5 protein-coding genes are annotated in these 6060 nt (G+C 50.7%); all 5 read left to right on the top strand.

Annotated features, from left to right (window positions below; all coding sequences use genetic code 11):
* The coding region (locus EIZ37_RS23630; protein WP_328591379.1) for a methyl-accepting chemotaxis protein at nucleotides 1-398 on the top strand (398 nt) is incomplete at its 5' end.
* A gap of 118 nt (nucleotides 399-516) precedes the next feature.
* Nucleotides 517-1554 (top strand): LacI family DNA-binding transcriptional regulator, encoded by a 1038-nt coding sequence (locus EIZ37_RS23625; protein ID WP_134687225.1) that lies wholly within the window; start codon nucleotides 517-519, stop codon nucleotides 1552-1554.
* Between the two features lie 134 nt (nucleotides 1555-1688).
* Nucleotides 1689-3626: a glycoside hydrolase family 127 protein gene (locus tag EIZ37_RS23620; protein WP_134687224.1), complete on the top strand. Its 1938-nt coding sequence runs from the start codon at nucleotides 1689-1691 to the stop codon at nucleotides 3624-3626.
* A gap of 70 nt (nucleotides 3627-3696) precedes the next feature.
* Complete coding sequence (locus EIZ37_RS23615) at nucleotides 3697-4725, top strand: Gfo/Idh/MocA family protein (protein ID WP_167569101.1); 1029 nt, start codon at nucleotides 3697-3699, stop codon at nucleotides 4723-4725.
* A gap of 15 nt (nucleotides 4726-4740) precedes the next feature.
* Nucleotides 4741-6012: a sugar ABC transporter substrate-binding protein gene (locus tag EIZ37_RS23610; protein ID WP_134687222.1), complete on the top strand. Its 1272-nt coding sequence runs from the start codon at nucleotides 4741-4743 to the stop codon at nucleotides 6010-6012.
* Nucleotides 6013-6060 lie beyond the last annotated feature (48 nt).

Raw genomic sequence — 6060 nt, 5'->3', positions numbered from 1 at the left:
ACCGTTTAAATCGATGTACTCGCAAATCTTCCAGTCCACTTCGGCTTGGTGTCCGGCTTTTGTTTCATAGCGTTGCACAACAATCGAATTTGCTTGGTCTGAATGCGGCTATTGAGGCAGCTAGAGCTGGTGAATATGGTAAAACATTTTCGGTTGTTGCAACTGAAATACGAAAACTATCTCATCATTCTGATGAGGCTTCGAAAAAAATCGGTGCTTTTTTACATCAAATGAAAAACTCCATTATTGGTATGAACGACAGCATACATGATATTAGTCAATCTTCTAGTGAACTCGCTGCTCACTCAGAGTTATTCACGAAACTGACCGAAGAATTAAATCAGTTGAGTGAAACATTAAATGGTTATATATCGGATTTGTTAAAAGCGAAATCCTAACATCGCTATCTCCCGAACATGTAACAAAAAAATGATCATCGATAATCAAAAAATAATTGACGCAAACGCACAATTGTATATATAATTCAGAAAAGTACATCAACAAGAGGGAAAAGAGATGAACGGTCCATCCAAAGTAACGGCGAAGGATATCGCAAGGGAATTGGGTTTGTCGATTGCCACTGTTGATCGAGCGCTGAACAACAGGGGAAATGTGAAGGAAGATACGTACCGCAGAATCATGGAAAAAGCCAAGGAACTCAACTACGTTCCGAACAAATCGGCAAGCCTCCTGTCGCGGAAAACCGAATTCTCGGTGGTGTGTATCTTTCCGGAATACCCGCAGCATTTTTGGGAACAGGTCGAGCCTGGAATCTGGAGCGCTTACGATGATTTGCGGGATTACGGGCTGCACGTGGACATTATCCGGACACCCCGCATAGAGTTCGAGCAGCAGATCGAGATCATCAAAAAAACCATTGACTCCGGAAAGTATCAGGCATTGGCGTTGGCGCCCAATGATGCCAATGATGTCGTCGATGCTGTCATTGACCGCGCTATGGAAAAGGGAGTGTCCATCTGCACGTTCAACACGGATTCTCCGTTGAGCGGCAGAATGTTTTATGTAGGCAGCGACTACCGGGATGCCGGACGGTTGGCAGCAGACCTATTATGCAAATGGATTGGCGAATCCGGCAATGTGCTTGTGGTGACAGAGACTACCTCTTTTCAAATGCAGCAAAAGATCACCGGCTTCCGGGAGGTGCTGCTCGATTATCCGGATGTCAACATGCTTAGCCCGCTGAAGGCAAACTACTATGAATCCGAATCATACGCCGGACTGCTGGGGGATTTGGAAGGAGTAGACGGGATCTATGTGGCGAGCGCGACCCTGCCCAGCTTTGCCAAATATCTGGATGAAAACGTACGGGATAAGCGTATCGTCCTGATCGGGCATGATTTGAATCAGGACAGCTATGAGTATTTGCAGCGGGGAGTCATTACGGCCACCATCTGCCAGGATCCTTTCATGCAAGGATACATGGCGGTGAAAACATTGTTTAACCACTGTGTGTTGGGAGAACCGATCAAAAGGAAAGAACATTTCACCAAGCTGGAAATCGTCACAAAAGAAAATGCCAAATACTATCTATAATCCTCGAAGCCAAACATAGCCCTCTCTACTGTATGGAACTCGCACGCAGACGCTGGTTGTCCAAGTTCACGTAGGGAGGGTTTTTTAAATCATAAAATGATGTACGATAATCATTTTTTGCAGGAGATGATCATATGAACAATCAACAGCTGAAACATGTCCGCATCAATGACCGATTCTGGAGAACGCGGATGGATGTGATTCGCGATGTGGTGATCCCATATCAATGGGATGCCTTAAACGATCGTATCCAAGATGCTGCTCCCAGCCATGCGATCGAAAATTTCCGCATAGCGGCGGGTGAGGCTGCGGGAGAATTCCATGGAGCGGTTTTTCAGGACAGTGACGTAGCCAAATGGTTGGAAGCGGTGGCATACAGCTTGATCACCGATCCTAATCCGGAGCTGGAACACTTGGCCGATGAAGTGATCGAGTTGATTGGCAGAGCGCAGCAAGCAGACGGGTACCTCAATACATACTACACCGTAAAGGAGCCCGGCAAGCGGTTCACGAATTTGCGGGACAATCATGAGCTGTATTGCGCTGGCCATATGATCGAAGCGGCCGTGGCTTATTTTTACGCGACAGGGAAGCGAAGATTTCTCGATATCGTCTGCCGATTTGCCGATTACATCGATACCGTTTTTGGACCGGGCGAACATCAAATACAAGGCTATGACGGGCATCAGGAAATCGAGCTGGCCTTGATCAAGCTGTACCATGCGACCAATGAAGCAAAGTATCTGAAACTGAGTCAATTCTTTATCGATGAGCGCGGAAAGCAGCCGCATTTCTTCGAAAGAGAAGCGGCAAACAGGGGAGACGATTCACTCGCACCATGGGTCGATCCCCATTACCAATACCATCAGGCCCATCTGCCGGTGCGTGAGCAGGACAAAGCCATGGGGCATGCGGTCAGAGCCATGTATATGTACACAGCGATGGCTCAGCTGGCCTCCCTGACAAAAGATCAAGCTCTGGCCGAGGCATGCAGAAGGCTGTGGGACAATGTGACGCAGCGGCAAATGTACATCACCGGCGGCATCGGTTCCCAAGAATGCGGCGAGTCGTTTACCTTCGATTTCGATCTCCCGGGCGACACGTCCTATACCGAAACCTGCGCATCGATCGGCTTGGTGTTCTGGGCGCACAGCATGCTGCAGCTGGAAAAGGACCGCGCATACGGCGATGTAATGGAGCGGGCCTTATATAACGGGACGATTAGCGGCATGGACCTGGAAGGAAAGAAGTTTTTCTATGTAAACCCCTTGGAAGTATGGCCGCAATCCTGCGAAAACCGCAAAGACAAACAGCATGTCAAAACGGTGCGGCAGAAATGGTTTAGCTGCGCATGCTGCCCCCCCAATTTAGCCAGATTGACTGCATCGGTTGGCCAGTATGTCTATTCAGCGGAGGATGAAGGTGTCTACGTCCACTTATACATCAGCTCCGAAGCGGAAATGGAGGTGGGCGGGCAAAAGGTAAAGCTCAGCCAAACAAGCGAGTATCCATGGGAGGGCGACATCACGCTCACGGTCACACCGGAGCAGGAAGCGAATTTTACCGTTGCGCTGCGCATCCCGGGATGGTGCAGGCAGCCAAGGCTCACCGTAAATGATCAGACTGTAGACCTCGATGCTTTCATGAAAAAAGGATACGTGTACCTTGACCGCAACTGGTCCAAGGGAGACCGGATTCACCTGTCCCTCCCGATGGAAGTGGAGCTGATCCAAAGCCATCCGTCTGTGCGCGAAAACAGCGGCAAACTCGCGATTCAGCGAGGACCGATCGTCTATTGCCTGGAGGAGGTCGATAACGGATCCAATCTGCAAGCTTGGATGGTGTCGATCGATACGCCATTCACCGTCCAGTTTGAAGACGACTTGTTAGGAGGTGTTGCCGTGATTACAGGTATGGCAGAACGGGTGGATACGGCCGATTGGGGCGATGAGCTTTACAAGCCCGCAAGCAGCAGGACGGTGCCGGCAAGATTGAAAGCGGTCCCCTACCATTTATGGGGCAATCGTGAGCCGGGTGAAATGGTCGTGTGGATACGGGAAAAACATTCATAATGCTTTCCGATGCGCATCTATGGCAACGCTTTCATGTCCGCAAAAAAATAGGAAAAGTCAGGTGAGTAGCATGAAGAACATTCGCCTAATTCAAATTGGTGCCGGAGGCTTCGGCCAAGCGTGGCTGCAAGTAGTCAAGAATTATCCCGAGGTTGAATTGGTCGCTGTAGTCGATCAGATGCCAGAAAATTTAACCATTGCGAGACAAGTGACCGGATTACCCGACACACAGCTGTTTACCAGTGCGGACGAAGCTTTTAAAACCGTCGCGGCTGATATGGTGCTGATCGTCACACCGCCGCCCACTCATAAAGAACTGGCTGTAAAAGCGCTCCAATCCAATTTGCATGTCATGCTGGAAAAACCGATGACCCATACGTATGAAGAGGCTCTCGAGCTTGTCGAAACCATTCGCAGCTATGACTCAAAAGTGATGGTGAGCCAGAACTACCGCTGGAAGCCGGAAATCCAAACGCTCAAACGGCTGCTGCAGGAAGGTGCGATCGGACGGATCGGGTACATGGAATATCAGTTCCGCAAAGCGTTCAAATTCGGCGGATGGCGCGATCAATATGCCGAGATCCTGCTGGAGGATATGGCGATTCATCATTTTGACATCATGCGGTTTTTGCTGGAAAAGGAGGCAGTAGAAGTAGTTGCCCAAAGCTTCCGTCCGGCATGGAGCTGGTTTCGGGGAAACCCATCCGCTGGAGTGATGATCCGCTTCCAGGATGAAGTCCATGTCCATTATTTCGGCAGCTGGGTGGCACGCGGCCATCAGACCTCATGGAACGGGGATGTGCGGATTGTCGGGGAGAGGGGCGCCATCGAGATGATCGATGACAAGATTCACCTGCTTTTGGGGGAGGACACTGAAGTGGAAGAAGTAATCCCTGTAGACTTGGTTGAAATGCCGCTTGGCGATATGGCATCCTCCCTGAATGATATGGTTCATGCGATACGAACGGGCAAAACGCCCATGACGTCGGCCGATGACAATCTGCTCAGCTTTGAACTCACCAGCGCTGCCATCCATTCGGCGAAAACAGGTGAAAGAACAGTGTTATCAGGTTTCAGAAAATTGAAAATGAATTCGTAAAGGAGGAAACACGCAATGATCAAACAGGCCATTTCCGTTTTGGCAGCCTCATGTCTCATGCTGCTGGCAGCATGCGCCCCCAGCTCGACGCAGCCGACGGCACCAGCCCCATCCACCAACCAACCAGCTGGCAGTGGGTCCGGTTCGACAGGAGAAGTCATTACCCTTACGCTATGGGATTATTGGTCCACGGATGCCCAGCTGAAAGCGTTGGATGAGATGTTCGCAGCGTATCAGAAGGTACGGCCGAATGTAAAAATCGAGCGCACCTATGTGCCGTTTAACGACCTCAAGAACAAGCTCCTCATGGGGGCGACCGCCGGACAGCTACCGGATCTGGTGGCAATCGGCAACCCCGATCTGCAATCGTTTGCGGCTGCGGGTGCCCTTGCCGACATATCAGCGGAAATCAAGGAATGGGGACAGACCGACAAGTATTTCGAGGGTCCATGGTCGTCTACCATGTATCAGGGCAAAAACTATGGGGTTCCCGTCGGCAGCAACAACCTGGCTCTCTATTACAACGAAGACATGCTGAAAGCAGCAGGCGTAGAGCCTCCGAAAAATTGGGAGGAGCTGAAGCAAGCGGCACAAAAGGTGGCGAAGCCCGGCGTGTACGGGCTGGTCGCAGCAGGAATCAAAAGCGAAGAAGGAGCGTTCCAATTTCTCCCCTTCATCTGGCAGGCCGGCTCAGATCTCAATACCTTTGACAGCCAAGGAACGGTAGATGCGATCACGCTGTGGAAGGAACTGGTAGATAGCGGTGCCATGTCCAAGGAGATCATCAACCTGAATCAGCAAGACGTAGCCGTTCAATTCTCGGCAGGCAAGGCCGCGATGATGGTAAACGGCCCATGGCAAATTCCATTTTTGCAGAAAGAGGGGAAAGTCAAGTGGGGGGTTGTCCCACTCCCATCCAACAAGCAAGGGGGCACCATCCTGGGCGGCGAGGATTGGGCGATCACGAGTACCTCCAAAAACAAGGAGATGGCTTGGGATTTCCTGAAGTTTACCCAAGAGCCAGAAAATATTCTCGCCTTTGCCAAGGCGATGGGATATGTACCGAGCCGTAAAGACTTGATTCAGGATTCGTACTGGCAAAACGACCCGATTTTGAAGGCGTTCGCGGATGGCATGGAGTTTGCCAAAGCCCGCGCGTATGGTCCGGAATACCCGAAGGCATCTGTCGCAATGCAGGAAATGATGCAGCAGGTGATTACCGGTGCCAAATCGCCGCAGGATGCGGTGAAAGAGGCAGATGCCAAAATCAAACCGCTGATACCATGATCTGACCAGGTTGGTGGAGGGGATAGAGCTGTCTGGTCTATCCCCTCA

This window comes from Brevibacillus migulae, from assembly GCF_004521915.1.
GTDB lineage: Bacteria > Bacillota > Bacilli > Brevibacillales > Brevibacillaceae > Brevibacillus_F > Brevibacillus_F migulae.
Note: the sequence above shows the minus strand (reverse complement) of the source record. Positions and strands in the feature narration are given on the sequence as shown.